Source organism: Xenorhabdus vietnamensis (genome assembly GCF_002127535.1).
GTDB lineage: Bacteria > Pseudomonadota > Gammaproteobacteria > Enterobacterales > Enterobacteriaceae > Xenorhabdus > Xenorhabdus vietnamensis.
Genome location: NZ_MUBJ01000005.1, coordinates 175,244 through 196,609, shown reverse-complemented (window position 1 = coordinate 196,609; position 21,366 = coordinate 175,244). Strand labels below are relative to the sequence as shown.

Sequence of the window (21,366 nt, the reverse complement as noted above, 5' to 3'; positions counted from 1 at the left end):
TTATGTTTACGATTAAAGGAAGGGCTAACTTGAGCTAACTGTAGAAGTAATAAAACTCCATCCAGACCGGCACGCTGGTGGAGGTTATTTTAGAAAGAAATGTATGTGGAATTTGAAGCATTGTCATAGTAAGAATGTCCAAGATAGTTATCATACTTAACTGATTTTTTGTCATCAGTTTTAAACGTATTTTCTTAAGAACTAATCACACTTTCGTCATTAATAATATTAAAATACCAAAAATAATCAATTGGATTTATTCGACCTTCAAGATATTTTTCAATTATTGTACAGCACCAACATACCTTTTATGGTTATATTTTTATACAAGATTATCTTTCAACTTGATATTTATTTCCAGATAGCTTTTTATAATTCCAAATGCAAGTAACTGAGTTTTACCTTTTACTCCCCATCTAGTATCTAACAACCAGAGTGAAAGTAACAAAAAAACAAGGTTGGATATTAGGTTATTCTTCCTTGGCTGCCTATAAAATCGAAGCCGCTATGTTACGCCTTTCCCATACACTAAAGAAAAAAATGCTTTGAAGAAAAAGTCACTGACGTGCAGCAAAAAAAATTTTTCAATATCTTCACTAATTATAAACCCCCGTCCTGCTGGACGAGGGGTTAATAACACACTCAATAAAAATGGACTCAATAAATTATCATTAACGATAATCTTCAAGCGGCGCACAAGAGCAATGTAAGTTGCGGTCACCATAGACATCATCAAGACGTTTAACCGTTGGCCAGTATTTATTGGCTTTGGTTTCCACAGTTGGGAAAATGGCAGTTTCACGGCTGTATGCGTGATTCCAATCAGAAATCAGTTCAGTCTGGATGTGTGGTGCGTTGACCAATGGGTTGTCCTCCAAAGGCCATTCTCCTTTTGCCACTTTGCTGATTTCTTCCCGAATTGCCAGCATTGCGTCAATGAAACGATCGATTTCAATTTTGCTTTCTGATTCTGTTGGCTCAACCATCAAAGTGCCCGCAACGGGGAATGACATGGTCGGAGCATGAAAACCGTAGTCAATCAGACGCTTGGCGATATCCATCTCACTGATTCCGAACTCTTCTTTCAATGGTCGAATATCCAAAATACATTCGTGGGCAACATATCCATCACGTCCGGTATAGAGGATCTCATAGGCTCCTTTCAGGCGGGATGCGATGTAATTTGCATTCAAGATCGCAACTTGGCTGGCTTGTTTCAACCCTTTTGCTCCCATCATGCGGATATACATCCAGCTAATTGGCAAAATGGATGCACTGCCAAATGGCGCTGCGGATACTGCACCTAATGTAGTGACTCCGTCCATTTCTACCACAGAATGACCCGGCACAAATGGGGCGAGATGTTTTTTCACGCCAATCGGCCCCATACCGGGGCCACCGCCGCCATGTGGGATACAGAAGGTTTTATGCAGGTTCAGGTGCGAAACATCTGCGCCAATAAAGCCCGGTGTAGTAATCCCCACTTGAGCGTTCATATTCGCGCCATCAAGGTAAACCTGACCACCGTTTTGGTGAATAACATCGCAAATTTCACTGATGGATTCTTCATAAACACCGTGAGTGGATGGGTAAGTCACCATGATACAAGCAAGGTCGTCACTATATTTTTCAGCTTTTTCGCGCAAATCAACTAAATCGATGTTGCCTTCTTTGTCACAGTTCACGATAACAACGGTCATACCTGCCATCTGTGCAGAAGCCGGGTTTGTTCCATGAGCCGAACTTGGAATTAGACAAACATGACGATGTTGCTCACCACGGCTGGCATAATATTGACGAATTGCCAGCAAGCCAGCATATTCTCCTTGTGCACCAGAGTTAGGCTGCATACAAAATGCATCATATCCGGTCAGCAATACCAACCAATGGGAAAGCTGGCTGATCAACTGGTGATAGCCCTGCGCTTGTTCTGGCGGGCAAAAAGGATGCATATCGGTAAATTCAGGCCATGTAATTGGTGTGATTTCTGCCGCTGCATTCAGTTTCATGGTACATGAACCCAGCGGAATCATGGCTTGATTCAGCGCCAGATCTTTACGTTCCAAGCTGTGCATATATCGCATCATGTCGGTTTCGCTGTGGTAACGACGGAAATTGTCATGTGTCAAAATTTCGTCATTACGCAGCATGGAAGTAGGGATAGATTGGCTCTCTGTCGCTGCTTCACGATCAAGAATTCCGATATCCAGTACTGAATTAGAACCCGTTATTACTTGAAACAGAGTTATCAGATCATCGCGGCTGGTTTTTTCACTCAATGATACGCCAACAGCCCCAAGAATATCGGTACGCAGGTTAATTTGCGCTTTTTCTGCTCTTGCCAGTACTGGAGCCTTATCTGACACTTCAATGGCCAACGTGTCAAACCATGTTTTATGGCGCAGTGTGACGCCCGCTTTTAGCAAACCAGCAGCCAGAATATCTGTCAGTCGGTGAATTCGGTCAGCAATGCGTTTCAGGCCTTCTGATCCGTGATAAACGGCATACATTCCCGCAATGTTCGCCAGCAAAACTTGAGAAGTACAGATATTGGAATTCGCTTTTTCACGGCGAATATGCTGCTCACGCGTTTGCATCGCCATGCGCAGCGCCCTATTGCCTGCTGCATCACGGGAAACACCAATAATACGCCCCGGCATGGAACGCTTGAATTCATCACGGCAGGCAAAGAAAGCGGCATGAGGGCCACCGTATCCCATCGGCACACCAAAACGCTGTGCAGAACCAAATACAATGTCAGCACCTTGTTTACCCGGTGCTGTCAGTATGACCAGTGCCATAAAGTCCGCAGCAATACTGACGATAATTCTGCGTGCTTTCAATTGCGCAATAAGATCACTATAATCGTGAACTTCGCCCGTCGTCCCCACTTGTTGCAGCAGGGCACCAAATATTCCTTCCAGTTCCAATATTTTTTCAGCTTTATCAACAATGACTTCAAATCCAAATGTTTCGGCGCGGGTACGCACAACATCCAACGTTTGTGGATGAATATCATCTGCTACAAAGAAACGCTCGGCTCCTTTCAGCTTGCTGATCCGTTTTGCCATTGCCATGGCTTCTGCGGCCGCCGTTGCTTCATCCAGTAATGAAGCAGAGGCAAGATCCAATCCCGTCAGGTCAATGGTAACTTGCTGAAAATTCAGTAAAGCTTCTAATCTACCTTGGGAAACTTCCGGTTGGTAAGGGGTATATGCAGTATACCAGCCAGGATTTTCCAGCAAATTACGCAAAATAACAGGGGGAAGTATTGAAGGTGAGTATCCCATGCCGATATACGACTGGTAGCGCAGGTTCTGACTCGCCATTGCTTTCAATTCAGCCAATGCCTGTTGTTCAGTCGCACCTTCACCAACTGCAGGAGGCTCTGATAATGCGATATCACGGGGAACGATTTTATTGGTCAGATCATCAAGAGAATTTGCACCTACTATCGCCAGCATTTCTGTTTGCTGTTCAGCAGAAGAACCAATGTGGCGACGAATGAATTCACCTTGATTTTCAAGTTGGATTAATGTCTGAGTCATTGATGATAATTTCCTGAAACTAGCTATGCCTTTATCTTACAAGTTACAGCTCTGCGTTGTGTTACTTGAAATCTATTGGCTATAAAAACGACACATAAAAAAACGCCCCATATGACTTTGTGAATGAGGCGATCAAATACAGTTACTCGCTTTCTTCCAAGAGTGACTGATAGCCTTCGGCATCAAGTAAATTAGCAAGTTCACTCTCATCAGTTATTTTGATGCGGAACAGCCAACCTTCGTTATAGGGTTCACTGTTCACTAATTCAGGAGAACCTTCCAGGTCTGGGTTAACAGCGATAACCTCACCACTTAGTGGTGCGTAAATATCAGACGCCGCTTTGACTGATTCTACAACGGCACAATCATCATCTCTATTTACCTCTGTGCCTATTTCAGGTAAATCAACGAATACCATATCTCCCAATAATTGCTGGGCATGTTCGGTAATACCCACTGTGTATTCACCATTGCCTTCCGAACGAACCCATTCATGTGATTCTGTATATTTTAATTCTGCTGGTACATGACTCATCGTTGCCATCTCCTTGTTTTTTGTTCATTGAGCAAAACGTTACAACAACTGAAAAATTAAAATAATCAAAACATTACAATCAAAAATTACTATACGAGTGGTTTGCCCATACGCACAAAACCCGGTTTAATAACCTGAACGGGAATTTCACGATTACGGATCTGAACAACCGCCTGTTTACCAATACCTTGCGATACACGTGCAAGCGCGATGCTAAATCCTAAGGTTGGGGAGAATGTTCCACTGGTAATAACCCCTGAGTGCATTTCACCGGAATCATCAGTGAAGCTGACAGTTAAGCCACCGCGCAACACACCTTTTTCACGCATGACCAGTCCAACTAATTGTTCAGTACCTGTTTCGCGTTGCTTCTCTAATGCTTCACGACCAATGAACTGACGATCTTCCGGTTTCCAGGCAATTGTCCATCCCATGTTGGCTGCCAGCGGTGAAATAGTTTCATCCATTTCTTGGCTATAAAGATTCATGCCGGCTTCAAGACGCAATGTGTCGCGCGCGCCCAATCCTGCGGGTTTCACGCCTACTGCCAACAACTGTTGCCAAAAATCTGCCGCTTGTTCTTTAGGCAAAGCTATTTCATAACCTGCTTCACCGGTATAACCCGTTGTTGCAATAAATAGATTTCCCGACTGAACACCAAAGAAAGGTTTCATCCCGATTACCGCTTGCTTTTGCTCATCATTTAGCAGCGATTGAACTTTGTCCTGTGCGTTTGGTCCCTGAACAGCGATCAGAGCCAAATCATCACGTACGATAATCTCAACATCATATTTCTCAGCATGTTGGTTAATCCACGCCAAGTCTTTCTCACGGGTCGCCGAGTTAACAACCATGCGATAAAAGTTATCAGTGAAGAAATAGACAATCAGGTCATCAATAACGCCACCAGAAGCATTTAACATTCCGGTATACAGTGCCTTGCCCTGCTCAGTCAGTTTGGCAATATCATTGGCCAGAAGGTAACGTAGAAAATCACGACAACCTGTGCCGTGTAGATCCACAATTGTCATGTGGGAAACGTCGAACATACCGGCATCAGTACGCACTGTATGATGCTCGTCAATTTGTGAACCGTAGTGCAGAGGCATCATCCAGCCATGAAAATCTACCATGCGTGCTCCGCATGCCAGATGTTGATCATATAGTGGGGTGTGCTTTGACATTATTTCCCTCTTTCCATTCTTGACATGAAAACATTCGTGACCTGAAAAAAACATACGGCGTATTAACCGACAGGTGTTGGATCATGAAGCAAAGAAGCGGTTAATCACGCAAACGATACCTTAGGAGCTGAAGTTATCACTGAAACAGGAAATGAACCATAAAATAAATTAGCTACGCTGTAGTGATAACCCGAAAAACCACTCGCTATCATGCAGAATTTTTGTCTAATTTATTGCGTCAGAACGCTCAAAATTTGTAATAAAGTAGGAGGGAACAATCTTTTTCTATTAAAAATAGGCTAAAGTGTGAAGTAAATCTACTTAAAGCACTTTAGCCTAATATGAGAAAAACTAATTATAAATAATGGGCTGAATTAGATTTTTTCAACCGAAGAGGTTTGATAAATTAGCCAATCAGGAAGATCATTGAGTCCCATTGCATGGCGAAGCAATTGTGCTTTCATTCCCGGTAAGTGATCAGCCAGTGTTAATCCAACTCCACGCAATAATTTTTTAGCCGGATTATTGCCATCAAATAGCTGACGGAAACTCTGCATACCTGCAAGCATAACTACAGCACTATGTTTGCGGCGACGTTCATAACGCCCCAAATAGAGATACTGACCGATGTCTTTTCCTTGCTGGTTCAAGCGATTCAATTCACCTATCAACTCTGCCACATCCATAAGTCCGAGATTGACGCCCTGACCTGCCAATGGGTGGATAGTGTGTGCCGCATCCCCCAAGAGCACCAGTCGATGAGCAGCAAAATTACGGGCATAACGCCCCATCAGTGGAAGGATTTGCCGATCACTGATCAATTCACAATGACCAAGACGCATATCAAATGTCACGCTCAGTTGCCGATTAAACAGCTCTGGTTCCATAGACTTGCGCTGTTGCGCAGATTCAGCCGGTAATGACCAGACTATCGAACAGAGATGGGGCTCTGATAGTGGCAGGAAAGCCAGTATTCCATCACCATGGAAAACTTGGCGTGCAACATTGTCATGAGGCTCCTCAGTACGAATTGTCGCTACCAGCGCATGGTGTTCATAATCCCAGAAAGTCAGCGGTATATCTGCATGTTGGCGCAACCAAGAATGCGCACCGTCCGCACCAACAACTAGACGTGAAGTCAGCATTCTTCCATCAGATAATGTGATGAAGGCTTCGTTTTCTCCCCAGGCAACATTTTTAAGAGAAGATGGGGTAAAAACCATCACATCCGGCAGACTTTCCGCACGCTGCCAGAGTGCTTGTCTGATCACATGGTTTTCAATGATATGACCCAAGTGTGTCAGGCCATTTTCCGCTGCATTGAACTGAATGCGTCCAAAATTATCCTGATCCCAAACTTCCATGCCCTGATAAGGTCTGGCTCGCATTGCGAGGATATCCTGCCAGATACCAAGATGGGTTAGTAATCGTTCACTGGCTGCATTGATGGCCGAAACACGCAACGCATATTCATCATTAGCATCAAATGTCTTTGTCGGTGGATTCTCTTCTACAATCGCGATGCGCAAACCGCTACCTTGCAAACCACAGGCCAGCGCAAGACCAACCATTCCGCCCCCTGCGATCACCACATCAAATGATTGCATTTTTTCTTTCCTCTTAATCTGCCAATGGTATTAATCAGCCAATGGTGACTGTGCAACCCAACCCAGTGTCTGACGAGCAAACAGATCCCGCAGTGGTGGTAATATTTCCATTGTCATCAAGCCCAAATTACGCCCCATTTTTAACGGTAAATAGTTATTGGCAAATAACCTGACCAATCCATCTGTGATTCCAATGGTTGTTTCACGATCTGCCTGACGCTGTTGCTGATATTGAGCCAGTACCTTATAAGAACCAATGTCTTGCCCTGAAACAGCCGCTGCTGAAATGATTTGCGCCAAAGCCATAACATCACGCATTCCTAAGTTAAAACCCTGCCCAGCGATTGGGTGCAAGGTTTGGGAAGCATTGCCCACCAGAGCCAGACGATGACTAACCTGCCTACTGGCTGTCAATAAAGCCAACGGGTAGCTGTGTCGTTGGCCAGTTTCCAGCATTTTTCCCAAACGCCAGCCAAATGCTTTTTGCAGATGTTGGAGGAATTCGTTTTGGTTCCAGTTATTGATTACTGACTGTTTTTCCAATGGGTGACACCATACCAGCGAACTGCGCCCCTCCGACATGGGTAACAATGCCAGTGGGCCGTGTTTGGTAAAACGCTCGAATGCTTTTCCTTGAGGGTGTTCAGAAGTCAGTACATTGGCAATAATTGCTACCTGATCATAAGATTGCCGTTGGAATGGTATATTACATGCTTGAGCTATCGCAGAGTGACTACCATCCGCAGCCACCAGCAGTTCTCCTGTCAATTTTTCGCCATCATCCAGCGTAACCACAACAGAACTTTCCAAACGGTCAACAGAACTCACTCTTGCCGGGCAGTAAAGCTTAATATTTGGAGACTGTTTTAATAAATCAAAAAGATGGGTTCCGGCATCATGCAATTCAATCACATTACCTAATGCCGGTATATCATAATCATCGGCGCGGATATTGACGAAACCGCTATTACCACGGTCGCTGACATGAACGTGAGTTATTGGAGTAACACAATGTTGCAGCGTAGGCCAGATGCCAATCTGATTCAAGCGCTGACATGTCCCATAAGCCAAAGCAATAGCCCTTGCATCAAAACCGGGATGTTCCTGAGTGGATTCTGCTGCTTCAATCAAGGAGACTTGCAATCGCCCACAGCTCAGCGAAGCAATAGCCAGAGCCAATGTAGCTCCCGTCATTCCTCCGCCCACAATAATCACATTCATTTATAGCTTCCTGATTACTTTAACCTTAACCGTGCTTTGATTGTGCCATCAGAGCTTCTATCTCATCCGGATCTTTCACGACAAATTCAGTCAGGTTTTCATTTCCTGTTTCTGTTATCACAATGTCATCTTCAATACGGATACCGATACCACGGTATTCCAGCGGTACGTCCGCATCTGATGCAATGTACAGCCCTGGCTCTACAGTCAGCACCATGCCGGGTTCCAGAATGCGATCACGTTCAACACCGTAATGACCTACATCATGCACATCCAGCCCCAGCCAATGACTCAAACCATGCATGAAAAATTGGCGATAAGCATTGGTTTCGATCAATTGTTCAACTTCACCATGCATAATTCCCAATTTTACTAACCCTTTCACCATGACGCGTACAACTTGCTCTGTGACTTTACTGATGCTGGTACCCGGTCTGTACAGTTCAAGGGAAAGATTGATGGCTTCCAGCACAATGTCATAGATTTCACGTTGAGGGCGCGTAAACTTACCATTTACGGGGAATGTCCGCGTAATATCGCCAGCATATCCCTCATATTCACATCCCGCATCGATCAGCACTAAATCTCCGTCTTTCATGCGACAATCATTTTCAGTGTAATGCAGGATACAAGCGTTTTCCCCCGCTCCAACGATAGTGTTATAAGCAGGATAACGGGCACCCTGACAGATAAATTCGTGGTGAATTTCGGCTTCAAGCTGATATTCAAACATGTCAGGATGGCAAATCCGCATTGCTCTGGTATGCGCCTGAGCACTGATTTCCCCGGCCTTGCGCATGATTTCTAGTTCAGTTTTTGATTTAAACAGACGCATTTCATGCAGCCACGGACGTAAATCAGCCATGACCGCTGGAACACTGAAGTTACGGCGGTTGTTCTTGCGCAATTTATCCAAGGCACCAAATACGATGTTATCAGCATACTCAAATTCTCCTTGAGCGTGATAAATCACTTCCAACCCATTCAGTAACAAATAAAGTTGTTCATTGATATCATCGAATGGCAGGGCACGATCCACCCCCAATTTTTCCGGTGCCGCTTCTTGGCCAAGACGACGGCCAGACCAAATTTCCGCAGTTAAGTCGCGAACTCGATTAAACAACACACTATGGTTGTGGGCTTCATTGCTTTTGATCAGTATCAGGACTGCTTCCGGTTCATTGAACCCTGTCAGATACAGAAAATCACTGTGCTGACGGTAGGGATATTCACTATCTGAATTACGTGTCGCAGGCGAGGCTGAAAAAATAATGGCAGCACTTGCCGGTGCCATTTTTGACAATAATGCCTGACGACGGGATAAATATTCTTGTTTAGTCATACCCTCTCCTGCAATTCCGTTATTAGTTATTATGCCCTTTATCTTTCAAGTCGCGTCTTGGTTAATCGTATTCACCCTCCGAGACACATAATCAGCTGTGCTCCTGAGAGTTCCTTTCAGCCATCCGCTGCAACTTGAAATCTATTGATGAATATCGCCAATCAGTGCAACGTTGGCTTTTCATTTTTGCCTGCTGTTTTAGGTATCGCTAACGCGATATAGCAAAGTTGAACTGCAACACGAACATATTCCAGTATTTCTTCAAAAGCTTGGGATAATTCTTCCTGATCTTCACTTTCGTCATAGCCCAACATACCGATATTACGTAAGTCAGTGACAATTTCCTTAATTTCCGGTTTTTCTGTCAGCTTGGGATTCGTTACTCCCAACCCCAGCAGAAAGTGGTTCACCCAACCCGCCAACGCATCTGCACATTCAAAAATTCCGGCCTGTTCATCAGGAAGTAACAAATGAAACGAGAAATTACTGTCATCCAGCGATTCAAAAGTCGTTTCGTACAATTCCCTAAGTGGCTGAGCCAAAACCTGAGAAAATGCTAGACCATCATTAGCGAAATCATGTACCAACGCCTGCCAACTACTATTATGATTTCCACCACATAGTAATCCACTGATTAAGCCATGTATTTCTGCGGCTGTCAGTGCAACGGACTGTTGATGCAAAATTTCATCAAATGACTGATAATTAGGTAATGAGTTTTGTATAGACATGTATATTGATCATCGTTGGCGATATAAGTTCATGCTATGCTACCATCAAGGGGAGTCGCTATACCAGACAGCACACACCGATATATCCCCAATAGATTTCGAGTTGCAACGTGATGATAAGGACATCCATCCCCAGAGACATAGATTACTTTAGTATCTTCCAACTACTTTGTGTCTATAACTAATTGGCTGGGATGAGTGAACATTGTCCAAAAGAAGCAACTTGAAAGATGAAGGGGAAAAAAGGGGCTTTTGGTATTGTACGGTAATGATTGGTGTCGGCCTTGTTTTTATACCAAAATGTATTTTACGCCCAATAGATTTCAAATTGCAGCTATGCCAATTAAAAGCCACAATTTGAAAGATAAGGGGTATATGTCAAAATCAAGGTGTCGGCACAGTAATAAATCAGGAAGGTGTCATGTCTGCACAACCAGTAGATATTCAGATTTTTGGGCGGTCATTACGTGTCAATTGTCCACCAGAGCAGATTGAAGCATTGCAAGCTGCTGCGGAGGAACTTGATCAGCGTTTGCATAACCTCAAAGAACGCACCAGAGTAACTAACACTGAGCAACTGGTTTTTATTGTGGCACTGAATGTTTGTCACGAGTTGGCACAGGAAAAGATGAAAACCCGTGATTATGCCTACAATATGGAGCAAAAAATAAAAATGCTTCAGCAGTCCATTGAAAAAGCACTGTTAGAACAAGGCAAAATTACCTGATATTTCGACCCATCAGCTAAATATTGTTGATAAATCAGGCAGTAGTCACTATAGATTAATATAAGCAGTTGCTTTCTTCATTTAGTTCCATACAATAGGCTTCATAGCATTGCTTAGGGCCTATTTAGGTAGTTAAGCAGCGAAAAATTTCTCTGAGATGTTCGTGAACAGGTAAGTCCCCTGAGCCGATATTTCATTTCCATAGAATGTGGTGCTCTGTTTCTTGTGAGCATGCTTGGCCTAGACCAAGAAGCCTAATAGAAACGACGCTGCGTTCACCTTGAACCAAGGGTTCAAGGGTTACCACCTGTAACGGCATCTTGGAGAACCTCCGTTTTTATCTGTTTTGTATCCTTTTCTGCATTAATTAATAGGCAGGTATCATGCAATCAGATTCTTTCTTTTCTCTTCGCAAATCCATTAGAAAAAAAATTCGACAACTACGTCAAAACCTATCTCCTGAACAACAATCACAGTTTGCCCAACAAGCCGTTAAGCAGGTCATGGCTCACCCTAAGATCCAGCAAGCTGATAAAATCGCCCTCTATCTCTCCTTTGATGGGGAATTAGATACACGGCCGCTGATTCAACAACTTTGGCAACAAAATAAACAGGTCTATTTACCAATCCTACATCCCTTCAGCCGGAATCATCTTCTGTTTCTTCGTTATTGCGCCGACACTTCCCTTATTCGGAATCGCTTTAACATAGAAGAGCCTAGATTGGATGTCCGACAGGTTTTACCCATTTATGAACTGGATATTATGTTTATTCCACTGGTCGCTTTCGATTGTACAGGGCAACGTTTGGGCATGGGGGGTGGTTTCTACGATAGAACTCTCGCCAGATGGCAACAACAGAATTTTTATCCTATTGGACTGGCGCACGATTTCCAGTTAGTTGAACAATTACCCAGTGCGAGTTGGGATATTCCTTTGCCAGAAATCATTACACCAGAAAAAGTATGGCGATGGATTATACCCAATGAATTTCAAGATGTGTCGCGGCAGTAAGGGAGTGAATCCCCCGGTCACATAGATAACTATGTGACCGGGGTGAGTGCAGCCAACTATATTTTTTCAGTAAAGCAAGCGCGAACGGATAGTACCCGACAAGGCTTTTAGTTTCTGCAAAACTAATTCAGCTTGGGCTGAATTTTGTGTCGTGATATCAATTACCACATAACCAATATCGCTGTCAGTCCGTAAATATTGAGCATCAATATTGATTTCTTGCTCAGTGAACGCTTGGTTAATACTGGTTAAGATACCAGGACGGTTTTCATGGATATGCAGTAATCGGTGAGTATCCTTAGCATGAACAGGAAGCGATACTTCAGGGAAATTGACCGCTGACAATGTAGAACCATTATCAGAGTATTTGACCAGCTTACCTGAGACTTCATAACCGATATTTTGCTGGGCTTCTTGTGTTGATCCCCCAATATGTGGCGTCAACAATACGTTATCAAACTTACTTAATGGGGAGACGAAAGGATCGCTGTTTGTTGCTGGTTCCTGAGGAAAGACATCTATCGCTGCGCCAGAGAGATGTTCTGTTGCCAATGCTTCACTGAGTGCAGGAATATCGACTACAGTACCACGTGAAGCGTTGATCAAAATTGCACCCGGCTTCATTAATTCTAATTCTGCCGCACCAATCATATTTTTAGTTGAAACCGTTTCAGGAACGTGCAAACTCACAACATCACTCATATTCAATAATTCAGATAAATGATGGACTTGCTGTGCATTACCCAGTGGCAATTTGTTTTCAATATCATAGAAATAAACATTCAAGCCAATGTTTTCAGCTAAAATGCCAAGCTGTGTGCCAATATGCCCGTAACCGATAATACCTAATTTTTTTCCACGCGCTTCATAACAGCCTTTTGCTTGCTTATCCCACACCCCATTGTGCGCTTTTGCATTCGCTTCAGGAATACGGCGCAATAGCAGCAGCAGCTCACCCAACACCATTTCAGCTACCGAACGAGTATTGGAGAAAGGCGCATTAAATACAGGAATACCACGTTTCGCTGCGGCTTTAAGATCCACTTGGTTAGTTCCAATACAAAAACACCCAACTGCAACCAACTTTTCCGCTGCGGCAAAAATTTCTTCAGTCAACTGGGTACGAGAACGAATCCCCACAAATCGGGCATCACGAATTGCTTCTTTCAACTCTTCAGGCTCCAATGCCCCTTTGTGATACTCAATATTGCTGTACCCTGCTGCTTTTAAGCTATCTACTGCGCTTTGATGAACGCCTTCCAGTAGCAGAAATTTAATTTTATCCTTTTCTAAAGATACTTTAACCATTTGCCCGCCCTAGTTGTACTAACTTTTATAGTGCATATCGATTCCACCAAAATAACAAAAAAAACAGCAACGGCAATACAAACGATTGCTTACGCTACAGAATAAGCAACAGTAAATAAGTTGTTATGCAAAGTAAAATAATTCGTTACAGAAAAAAGGCAGAATTTAGAGTTTTATTTAGACAGCAAAGTGATATATATCGCTAAATTTATTTTTTTGAATAAATATAAAAATATTTTGAGGGCAGGATATTCTGCCCTCAATAAACGATTATTCAATGAGCGTTTTAACACCATCCGCAGTACCTACCAGTACCACGTTAGCTCCTCGATTAGCAAAAAGGCCTACCGTTACCACGCCAGCGATGCCATTGATTTTATTTTCTAACTCTACAGGGTTAACAATAGAGAGGTCGTGAACATCCAGAATATCATTGCCATTGTCTGTCACTACATTTTCACGATAAACCGGAGTCCCACCCAATTTCACTAACTCACGGGCTACATAAACTCGTGCCATTGGGATGACTTCAACTGGCAGGGGGAATTTGCCTAACACATCGACTTGCTTAGACGAATCAATAATACAGATAAATTTCTTCGCAACCGCTGCAATAATTTTTTCTCGGGTTAACGCGGCGCCGCCACCTTTGATCATCTGCATTTGACCATTAATTTCATCAGCGCCATCAACATAAACATCCAAAGTATCCACTTCATTGCAGCCAAACACAGGAATGCCAAGACTTTTTAACTTCTCAGTCGATGCTTCAGAGCTAGATACCGCACCTTCAATTTTATCTTTGATAGTTCCTAACGCATCAATAAAATGCGCGGCCGTAGAACCTGTACCAACACCAACAATTGTGCCTGGTTTAACATATTCCAATGCCGACCAACCTACTGCTTTTTTCAGTTCATCCTGAGTCATATCGATCACAGCCTATAATCAGTTACAAGAAAAAATCTGACGGCTAGTATAAACAATATTGGCTCATCTCATGAAAAAATATGGCATAGTGCTATTTAGTCCACATAATGGTTTTAAATCACATAACACTTTTAAATCAAATAATGGTCCTGAATCACATAAGACCCTTTAATCCATACAAAACCGCTTAGCTTCAATTTATTGAGCTATATCACACAAAAAAGCAAACACGGAGAATCTTATTTTCAATGAAACGTCCTGATTATCGATCATTGCAAGCACTAGATGCAGTGATTAGAGAACGTGGTTTCGAGCGGGCAGCGCAAAAGCTTTGCATTACCCAATCAGCGGTATCCCAAAGAATCAAGCAATTAGAAAATATGTTTGGTCAACCGCTATTGGTGCGCACTGTACCTCCCCATCCCACAGAGCAAGGGCAAAAGTTGCTTGCACTATTACATCAGGTAGAACTTCTGGAAGCACAATGGCTTGGCGATGAAAATAGTAATGAGATCCCGTTATTGCTCTCTCTTGCTGTGAATGCGGATAGCTTGGCAACGTGGCTTTTACCGGCCCTCCATCCTGTTTTATCCGATTTGCCTATTCGTCTAAATATTCAAGTGGAAGATGAAACCCGAACTCAAGAACGTTTACGTCGTGGTGAAGTCGTTGGGGCGGTTAGTATTCAGTCTCAACCTCTGCCAAGCTGTTTGGTTGATAAATTAGGTGCGCTGGATTATTTGTTTGTTGCTTCCCCTGAATTTGCAAATCGTTTTTTCCCTAATGGGGTCACGCGTTCAGCTCTACTGAAAGCACCAGCTGTTGCATTTGATCATTTAGATGATATGCACCAAGCATTTTTACAGCAGAATTTTGATTTATCACCGGGAAGTGTGCCTTGCCATATCGTTAACTCTTCCGAAGCATTTGTTCAACTGGCAAAGCAAAGCTCAACTTGTTGTATGATCCCGCATTTGCAAATTGGCAGAGAGCTGAAAGCTGGTGAATTAGTTGATCTAACACCAGGTCTGTGCCAACGTCGTATGCTTTATTGGCATCGTTTTGCCCCCGAAAGCGGAGCGATGAGAAAAGTTACTGACGCCCTGCTAAAACTAGGACGCCAGATGTTACGTCAGGAAGATAATACTAATTAACGCTGTAACTCAAAAACGGCATCAACGTGATCAGAAAACTCAATGCTCTGTGGTTCATAAGTTTCACTGGCCGAGTCAGAAGCTGGAGCTGCCATCAGAGCTGTCTGATATTTTAGACGGCTCATTGTTACAGGCATAGCTTCAGGGGCACGGTAATTGATACTATATACGGGGCCTAACTTACTGTTGAATCCTTTTGCCAACATTGTTGCCTGTTTAACAGCATTCTCAATAGCTTTGTGCCTGGCCTCATCACGATAACGTTGCGGATTATCTACACTAAACTGAACAGAGTTGATTTCATTCAATCCTGCTTTTAAGGCCCCATCCAATAAAACATTCAACTGATCCAGCTTGTGAACTTTTACTTCAACTGAACGTGACGCTCGATAACCCATAAGACTTGATTTTCCCGTCTTTTGTTCATATCGATATTCTGGCTGAGTACGTAAATTGGCAGCATCAATATCTTTCTTTTCTATGCCACTATTTTTCAGAAAATCAAAATATTTCGCGACGCGTGCATCTACTTTTTTCTTTGCATCTGCCGCACTCTTTTGAGTTTCACTTACATGAATCATTAACGTAGCCATATCTGGTACCGCTTTAACTATCGCGTTGCCAGAAGTGGAAATATGTGGAATAGATAGCGAATCAGCAGCTGAAGCAGTCATGCAAGATAGGCTTCCCAAAGTCATCATCGCGGCCAATACCAGTGATTTACGTTTCACAAAACCTCCTTAAATACAGCAAAGTTACATTAGTAATGTGCTTCAGAAACATTAGCACACTATCTATAGAGAAGTATGGTCACCAATAAAAAATCTGTATCCCTGCTTAATTAATCCCCAAGCGATATACCACATCACACAGCTAACAAAAATATTGATGATTCGTTGTGCCCGAGGCTGATTGATAACCGGTGAAAACCACGCGGACAAGTATGACAATGCAAAAAACCAGCTGATCGATGCTATTACCGCTCCAGTGGTAAACCACGGCCTGAGTTCGGCTGACAATTGCCCTCCTATGCTTCCCAATACAACAAAGGTATCCAAATAAACGTGGGGGTTCAGCCATGTTACTGCGAATAGCGTTACTATCACTCGCCAACGGCTTTGGACAATTTTTTCAGTACGGGAAAGTTCGACTTCCTCTGATAGTGCTGTTCGAAAAGCCCCCCATCCATACCACAGTAAAAATGCAGCGCCTCCCCATGTCACAGCCTGCAATAAAAGTATCGATTGTCCCAGCAAAGCACTTCCACCAAATATCCCCGCAGCGATGAGAAGAGCATCACTGGCGGAGCATAACACTGCACTCATTAAATGGAACTGTTTCCTGCTCCCTTGCTGCATTACAAATACATTTTGTGGCCCAAGTGGAAGAATCATCGCTGCACTGAGAAAAAAGCCCTGAATAAATGTCGAAAACATGCAAAAATCCCTGATAATTATTCAATTAGTTACGATATCAATGCATATTAGGAAAGATTAGATATTAGTAGAAATGAATGATTCTAATACATCATTAGGTAGAGTGATGGCGGTTCTATTTAAACTTGAAATCAAAAAATCAGAGAAATCCAATTTGGTGTGAGAAAAAGACATTCTCACACCACAATATTTTAATTATTCGTCAGTCTTCTTCTGTAAGGCAGTATTTTGCTGATGCAGATAAACATCCATTTGTGGAAATGGAATACTGATATTGTGCTTATCCAAAGCACGCTTAAAGTTCTCCATCAAATCCCAATATACGCTCCAGGCATCACCATTGGTTGTCCATACACGAACCACAAAGTTCAATGATGAAGGAGCCATTTCATGCAGACGAATAGTGACACCTTTTTCGTGTTGAATGCGTTTATCTTCTTTAATCACATCACCCAACACTTTTTTCACTTCATCAATATCCGCGTTATACGCAACCCCTACCATAATTTGGGTACGTCGGTTAGGTTCACGGCTGGTATTGATAATGTTGTCCGCAATAATCTTACCGTTGGGGATCACGATGATGCGGTCATCTGCCGTGCGTAATGTTGTTGAGAAAATCTGTACTTGCACGACAGTTCCTTCCACCGCCCCAATAATGACATATTCGCCAGTACGAAGCGGACGAAAAATCACCAATAAAACACCGGCTGCAAAATTAGATAGTGAGCCTTGTAATGCCAGGCCAACCGCCAAACCTGCCGCACCGATTACTGCAATTACAGACGTAGTCTGAATACCCAATTTCCCAAGAACGGCGATAATCGTAAACGCTATAACTGCATAACGGATAATCGCAGATAGAAAATCAGAAATAGTGGTATCAATACCACGCAATGACATAACACGCTTAACTGCTTTACTAACCAACTTAGCTACAAATAAGCCAACGATAAGAATCAAAATGGCAGATACAATGTTTACCGCATACTGAATCAGTAGATCCTGATTACTGGCAAACCAGCTTGCCGCTTTATTAATCTCATTTGACAGATTGCTTTCTTCCATACAAAGCCCACCGTTATTGTTGGAACCTATTTCCATTCAATGCCGTAATTAACGACCAACACCATCAACAGGCATAGGTTCCTGTTCAAAAATAAGTTTCTGTTCAAAAAATAGAACGCCACTGTCATAATACAAAAATGTGATGGAATATAGATTATGGCAGAAAGACCTAATTTATTGAACACTAATACTTATTTTTTATTTTTTTGCAAAACAAATTCTCTGTAATCAGCCAACATATCGATAAAATCGTCTGTTCCACAAAAAGCCAGACTCTCGTTATCGTAGTAACTCATTCCTTCTTCTATAACCTCTGTATCAAATTGGAGTTGATTAGCCCTGACCATGATCTCATCCTCGCTCATCAATAGCGTATATTCGTGACCAGACAACTGCCACTGACGTTCACTACCTTTAATATCTTGCAAAGCCGCAGTGATTTTATCCAATACACTCAAATCATCTTTCACTTCCTCATTCAACCAATGACCGATAGCTTCATGATCCATTGAAAAGGATGCTGTTACCTGACCGGTAATATCCTGCATAAATTCATATTCCATCACACACCTCCCATTTTTACAGATTCCAAATAACCCATTTGGATTTTAAACATTTCTGCTACTTCTACCTCTGAGGCAGTCCACAAACTGATACAAAAAATGATAGATACAAAAAAGGGAGGCATTTGCCTCCCCATTCGTTGCAATATACTTTTTTATACTGCGGTTTGGAAGATCACATCATCCGCTTTTTCAGTGTATTGGCTCAATTGATCAAAATTGAGGTAGCGATAAGTATCTGCTGCGGTTTCATCGACCTTATCCATAAACTGCAAATACTCTTCTGGCGTTGGCAAGCGCCCCAACAGTGAAGCCACCGCAGCCAATTCCGCAGACGCAAGATAAACATTTGCACCTGTGCCAAGGCGGTTAGGGAAGTTACGGGTAGAAGTGGATACTACGGTTACACCATCAGCCACACGCGCCTGATTTCCCATACATAATGAACAACCCGGGATTTCAATACGTGCCCCACTTTTGCCAAAGACGCTGTAATAGCCTTCTTCTGTTAATTGTGCTGCATCCATCTTAGTCGGAGGAGCAACCCACAAGCGAGTCGGTAGCTGGCCTTTGTGCTGATCCAGTAATTTACCTGCTGCACGGAAATGACCAATATTAGTCATGCAAGAGCCAATGAAAACTTCGTCAATTTTGCTGTTAGCAACTTCAGATAACAAACGCGCATCATCGGGATCGTTAGGTGCACACAAAATGGGTTCTTTAATTTCCGCCAGATCGATTTCAATAACAGTAGCGTATTCAGCATCTGCATCCGCTTCCAACAATTGAGGATCTTTCAGCCAGTTTTCCATGCCTATAATGCGGCGTTCCAATGTCCGGCGATCACCATAACCTTCCGCAATCATCCATTTCAGCAATACGATGTTCGATTGTAAGTATTCAATTATTGGTTCTTTATCCAGTTTAATGGTACATCCTGCCGCAGAACGTTCCGCTGATGCATCAGCCAGCTCAAATGCCTGCTCGACTTTGAGTTCTGGCAAACCTTCAATCTCAAGAATACGGCCAGAGAAAATGTTTTTCTTGCCTTTTTTCTCAACAGTCAACAGACCTTGCTGAATCGCATAGTAAGGAATGGCATGAACCAGATCACGCAAAGTGATTCCTGGCTGCATTTTTCCTTTAAAGCGAACCAGTACGGATTCTGGCATATCCAACGGCATTACACCCGTTGCGGCAGCAAATGCCACCAGCCCTGAACCCGCTGGGAAAGAAATGCCAATTGGGAAACGAGTATGGGAATCTCCGCCTGTGCCCACAGTATCTGGCAGCAACATGCGGTTCAACCATGAATGGATAATACCATCACCCGGACGTAGAGATACCCCACCACGGTTCATAATGAAATCAGGTAGAGTATGATGTGTAGTCACATCCACGGGTTTTGGATAAGCGGCTGTATGGCAGAATGACTGCATAACCAGATCCGCAGAAAAGCCCAGACACGCCAGATCTTTCAATTCATCCCGTGTCATTGGCCCAGTGGTATCCTGAGAGCCAACAGAGGTCATCTTAGGTTCACAATATTCCCCCGGACGGATACCTGCTGTACCGCAAGCACGGCCAACCATTTTCTGTGCCAATGAGAAGCCACGATCGCTTTTCGCAACTGCTTTTGCCTGACGGAATACATCACTGTGTGGCAAATCCAGTGATTCACGGGCTTTGCCAGTCAAACCACGACCGATAATCAATGGAATACGGCCACCGGCACGAACTTCATCAATCAGGACATCAGTTTTTAGTTCAAAAGTAGATAGCAACTCATTTGTTTCGTGATTTCGGATTTCACCTTTATGTGGGTAGATATCAACCACATCACCCATATTAAGTTTAGAAACATCTACCTCGATTGGTAATGCCCCTGCATCTTCCATAGTGTTAAAGAAAATGGGGGCAATTTTTCCACCCAATACCACGCCTGCCCCACGTTTATTAGGCACAAACGGAATGTCTTCTCCCATGAACCACAATACGGAGTTAGTTGCCGATTTACGGGAAGATCCCGTACCAACAACATCACCAACGTAGGCTAATGGATAGCCTTTTTTATTCAGTGCTTCAATTTGTTGAATTGGCCCTACAGTTCCGGCTTGATCAGGCTCAATACCTTCTCGGGCATTCTTGAGCATTGCCAAGGCATGTAGAGGAATATCAGGGCGTGACCACGCATCAGGAGCAGGAGAAAGATCATCGGTGTTTGTTTCACCTGTGACCTTAAAGACTGTAACTGTGATTTTTTCTGCCAATTCAGGGCGTTCAAGGAACCATTCTGCATTAGCCCATGATTGAATGATCTGTTTGGCATGGGCATTACCCACTTTTGCTTTTTCTTCCACATCATAGAAACTGTCGAACATCAGCAAGGTATGAGAAAGTGCTTTCGCCGCAATCGGGGCTAGTTTTTCATCATCAAGGGCATCAATTAAAGCGTGGATATTATATCCACCCTGCATCGTCCCCAATAATTCAATGGCTTTTTCCTGTGTAACCAAAGGAGAGGCCGTTTCTCCCTTAGCAACGGCAGCAAGGAAACCTGCTTTAACATAAGCGGCTTCATCTACTCCAGGAGGAACACGATTAGTCAGTAGATCTACCAGGAAATCTTCTTCACCCTTAGGTGGGTTCTTCAGTAATTCGACCAGTGCTGCTACTTGAGCTGCATCTAACGGTTTAGGGACGATGCCTTGAGCTGCACGCTCGGCTACGTGCTTGCGGTATTCTTCTAGCACGACTTTCTCCTCGCTCTCATTGTCATTTTATATACCCGGCTGTCTGCACCCGGTAACGATCATTGAAAACGATCATCCAAAAACAATCACCTAAAACAATCATCAAGGGTGCCAGGTCAGAGGATTTTGCTCGCATAACATTGGAATTATGCTCAGCTTCGGGCGCTTAGCATACCAAAATTTGAATAGCATGTTAATTCATTCACATAAAATCAACATTGAACAATGATAAAATGCTAGATAAAT

Annotated in this window: 17 protein-coding genes and 1 other RNA gene; 4 read left to right on the top strand and 14 right to left on the bottom strand. The window is 43.2% G+C overall.

Annotated elements, in window-relative coordinates; genetic code table 11:
• Positions 1 to 671: 671 nt before the first annotated feature.
• From gcvP to Xvie_RS07030, 7 genes are all read right to left on the bottom strand, one after another.
• Complete coding sequence (gene gcvP, locus Xvie_RS07060) at positions 672 to 3,548, bottom strand: aminomethyl-transferring glycine dehydrogenase (protein WP_086108629.1); 2,877 nt, start codon at positions 3,546 to 3,548, stop codon at positions 672 to 674.
• 142 nt (positions 3,549 to 3,690) lie between these two features.
• A complete protein-coding gene (gene gcvH / locus Xvie_RS07055) occupies positions 3,691 to 4,083 on the bottom strand; it encodes a glycine cleavage system protein GcvH (protein ID WP_086108628.1) in 393 nt (130 codons plus the stop codon).
• Between the two features lie 89 nt (positions 4,084 to 4,172).
• Entirely contained in the window at positions 4,173 to 5,267 is a 1,095-nt protein-coding gene (gene gcvT, locus Xvie_RS07050) for a glycine cleavage system aminomethyltransferase GcvT (RefSeq protein WP_086108627.1), read from the bottom strand.
• A gap of 374 nt (positions 5,268 to 5,641) precedes the next feature.
• Entirely contained in the window at positions 5,642 to 6,874 is a 1,233-nt protein-coding gene (gene ubiI / locus Xvie_RS07045) for an FAD-dependent 2-octaprenylphenol hydroxylase (RefSeq protein ID WP_086108626.1), read from the bottom strand.
• 30 nt (positions 6,875 to 6,904) lie between these two features.
• The gene (ubiH, locus tag Xvie_RS07040; RefSeq protein WP_086108625.1) at positions 6,905 to 8,095 is read right to left on the bottom strand and encodes a 2-octaprenyl-6-methoxyphenyl hydroxylase; all 1,191 of its coding nucleotides are present in this window, start codon (positions 8,093 to 8,095) and stop codon (positions 6,905 to 6,907) included.
• Between the two features lie 25 nt (positions 8,096 to 8,120).
• On the bottom strand, positions 8,121 to 9,437 hold the full coding sequence (pepP, locus tag Xvie_RS07035) for a Xaa-Pro aminopeptidase (protein WP_086108624.1): 1,317 nt from the start codon (positions 9,435 to 9,437) through the stop codon (positions 8,121 to 8,123).
• A 161-nt stretch (positions 9,438 to 9,598) separates the two neighbouring features.
• Positions 9,599 to 10,168, bottom strand: a complete 570-nt coding sequence (locus tag Xvie_RS07030) for a YecA/YgfB family protein (protein WP_086108623.1) — start codon at positions 10,166 to 10,168, stop codon at positions 9,599 to 9,601.
• A gap of 421 nt (positions 10,169 to 10,589) precedes the next feature.
• On the opposite strand from Xvie_RS07030, the gene zapA reads away from it, so the two are divergent.
• The 3 genes from zapA (at position 10,590) to Xvie_RS07015 (ending at position 11,908) form a co-directional block, all read left to right on the top strand.
• Positions 10,590 to 10,895 (top strand): cell division protein ZapA, encoded by a 306-nt coding sequence (gene zapA, locus Xvie_RS07025; RefSeq protein ID WP_086108622.1) that lies wholly within the window; start codon positions 10,590 to 10,592, stop codon positions 10,893 to 10,895.
• A 146-nt stretch (positions 10,896 to 11,041) separates the two neighbouring features.
• A non-coding RNA gene (gene ssrS, locus Xvie_RS07020) (6S RNA) lies at positions 11,042 to 11,226 on the top strand.
• Positions 11,227 to 11,278: 52 nt separating this feature from the next.
• Positions 11,279 to 11,908 (top strand): 5-formyltetrahydrofolate cyclo-ligase, encoded by a 630-nt coding sequence (locus tag Xvie_RS07015; protein ID WP_086108621.1) that lies wholly within the window; start codon positions 11,279 to 11,281, stop codon positions 11,906 to 11,908.
• Between the two features lie 66 nt (positions 11,909 to 11,974).
• Here the strand turns inward: Xvie_RS07015 and serA are convergent, their stop codons facing one another.
• Together serA and rpiA are read right to left on the bottom strand one after the other, a co-directional pair.
• A complete protein-coding gene (gene serA, locus Xvie_RS07010) occupies positions 11,975 to 13,216 on the bottom strand; it encodes a phosphoglycerate dehydrogenase (RefSeq protein ID WP_086108620.1) in 1,242 nt (413 codons plus the stop codon).
• Between the two features lie 270 nt (positions 13,217 to 13,486).
• Positions 13,487 to 14,146, bottom strand: a complete 660-nt coding sequence (rpiA, locus tag Xvie_RS07000; protein WP_086108619.1) for a ribose-5-phosphate isomerase RpiA — start codon at positions 14,144 to 14,146, stop codon at positions 13,487 to 13,489.
• A gap of 248 nt (positions 14,147 to 14,394) precedes the next feature.
• Between rpiA and Xvie_RS06995 the strand changes: the two genes are divergently transcribed.
• The gene (locus Xvie_RS06995) at positions 14,395 to 15,300 is read left to right on the top strand and encodes a LysR family transcriptional regulator ArgP (RefSeq protein WP_086108618.1); all 906 of its coding nucleotides are present in this window, start codon (positions 14,395 to 14,397) and stop codon (positions 15,298 to 15,300) included.
• On the opposite strand, the gene Xvie_RS06990 is transcribed toward Xvie_RS06995, so the two are convergent.
• The 5 genes from Xvie_RS06990 to acnB form a co-directional block, all read right to left on the bottom strand.
• A complete protein-coding gene (locus Xvie_RS06990) occupies positions 15,297 to 16,031 on the bottom strand; it encodes an oxidative stress defense protein (RefSeq protein ID WP_086108617.1) in 735 nt (244 codons plus the stop codon). The two genes, Xvie_RS06995 and Xvie_RS06990, sit on opposite strands and share 4 nt — an antisense overlap.
• 63 nt (positions 16,032 to 16,094) lie before the next feature.
• Positions 16,095 to 16,736, bottom strand: coding sequence for an arginine exporter ArgO (argO, locus tag Xvie_RS06985; RefSeq protein WP_086108616.1), 642 nt, complete (start codon positions 16,734 to 16,736; stop codon positions 16,095 to 16,097).
• Positions 16,737 to 16,931: 195 nt separating this feature from the next.
• Complete coding sequence (gene mscS, locus Xvie_RS06980) at positions 16,932 to 17,804, bottom strand: small-conductance mechanosensitive channel MscS (protein ID WP_086108615.1); 873 nt, start codon at positions 17,802 to 17,804, stop codon at positions 16,932 to 16,934.
• A gap of 191 nt (positions 17,805 to 17,995) precedes the next feature.
• The gene (locus Xvie_RS06975) at positions 17,996 to 18,367 is read right to left on the bottom strand and encodes a YacL family protein (RefSeq protein ID WP_086108614.1); all 372 of its coding nucleotides are present in this window, start codon (positions 18,365 to 18,367) and stop codon (positions 17,996 to 17,998) included.
• Between the two features lie 155 nt (positions 18,368 to 18,522).
• Positions 18,523 to 21,120 carry a bifunctional aconitate hydratase 2/2-methylisocitrate dehydratase gene (acnB, locus tag Xvie_RS06970; RefSeq protein WP_086108613.1) on the bottom strand — a complete coding sequence of 866 codons (2,598 nt, stop codon included), beginning with the start codon at positions 21,118 to 21,120 and terminating at the stop codon, positions 18,523 to 18,525.
• Between the last annotated feature and the right edge of the window lie 246 nt (positions 21,121 to 21,366).

Coding starts and splice junctions, on each gene's coding strand:
- gcvP (WP_086108629.1), bottom strand. CDS start 3,548: ATGACTCAGACATTAATCCAACTTGAAAATCAAGGTGAATTCATTCGT.
- gcvH (WP_086108628.1), bottom strand. CDS start 4,083: ATGAGTCATGTACCAGCAGAATTAAAATATACAGAATCACATGAATGG.
- gcvT (WP_086108627.1), bottom strand. CDS start 5,267: ATGTCAAAGCACACCCCACTATATGATCAACATCTGGCATGCGGAGCA.
- ubiI (WP_086108626.1), bottom strand. CDS start 6,874: ATGCAATCATTTGATGTGGTGATCGCAGGGGGCGGAATGGTTGGTCTT.
- ubiH (WP_086108625.1), bottom strand. CDS start 8,095: ATGAATGTGATTATTGTGGGCGGAGGAATGACGGGAGCTACATTGGCT.
- pepP (WP_086108624.1), bottom strand. CDS start 9,437: ATGACTAAACAAGAATATTTATCCCGTCGTCAGGCATTATTGTCAAAA.
- Xvie_RS07030 (WP_086108623.1), bottom strand. CDS start 10,168: ATGTCTATACAAAACTCATTACCTAATTATCAGTCATTTGATGAAATT.
- zapA (WP_086108622.1), top strand. CDS start 10,590: ATGTCTGCACAACCAGTAGATATTCAGATTTTTGGGCGGTCATTACGT.
- Xvie_RS07015 (WP_086108621.1), top strand. CDS start 11,279: ATGCAATCAGATTCTTTCTTTTCTCTTCGCAAATCCATTAGAAAAAAA.
- serA (WP_086108620.1), bottom strand. CDS start 13,216: ATGGTTAAAGTATCTTTAGAAAAGGATAAAATTAAATTTCTGCTACTG.
- rpiA (WP_086108619.1), bottom strand. CDS start 14,146: ATGACTCAGGATGAACTGAAAAAAGCAGTAGGTTGGTCGGCATTGGAA.
- Xvie_RS06995 (WP_086108618.1), top strand. CDS start 14,395: ATGAAACGTCCTGATTATCGATCATTGCAAGCACTAGATGCAGTGATT.
- argO (WP_086108616.1), bottom strand. CDS start 16,736: ATGTTTTCGACATTTATTCAGGGCTTTTTTCTCAGTGCAGCGATGATT.
- mscS (WP_086108615.1), bottom strand. CDS start 17,804: ATGGAAGAAAGCAATCTGTCAAATGAGATTAATAAAGCGGCAAGCTGG.
- Xvie_RS06975 (WP_086108614.1), bottom strand. CDS start 18,367: ATGGAATATGAATTTATGCAGGATATTACCGGTCAGGTAACAGCATCC.